Here is a 305-nt window from a genome sequence, read left to right as displayed (position 1 = left end):
CTGACCTGAAAACGGCGGTATCCGAAGCCGTCACCAACTGCATCGTCCACGCCTACCCCGACCGGGTGGGGCCCATCACCATGACAGTCTCCGTTTATCCGGGGCGGGTGGTCAGGATCGGGATCGCAGACAAAGGGGTCGGCATCCCGGATATCCCCAGAGCGATGGAGCCACTCTTCACCACCGGCAACCCGGAGGAGCGCTCCGGTCTCGGTTTTGCGGTCATGCAGAGCTTTATGGATAAAGTCAGTGTGCGCTACGCTCCCGGCCGGGGCACGGGGGTCATTCTGACAATGCTTCTGGAG

At 62.0% G+C, this 305-nt stretch carries 1 protein-coding gene; it reads left to right on the top strand.

Annotated features, from left to right (window positions below):
- Positions 1–305, top strand: a 305-nt coding sequence (gene spoIIAB, locus P0G09_RS18225; protein ID WP_275253372.1) for an anti-sigma F factor, incomplete at both ends; no start/stop codon positions are given.

Origin of the sequence: Faecalibacterium sp. DFI.5.82 (assembly GCF_029076575.1) — a bacterium.
GTDB lineage: Bacteria > Bacillota > Clostridia > Oscillospirales > Ruminococcaceae > Faecalibacterium > Faecalibacterium duncaniae.
This window is presented reverse-complemented; position numbering and strand designations above follow the sequence as displayed.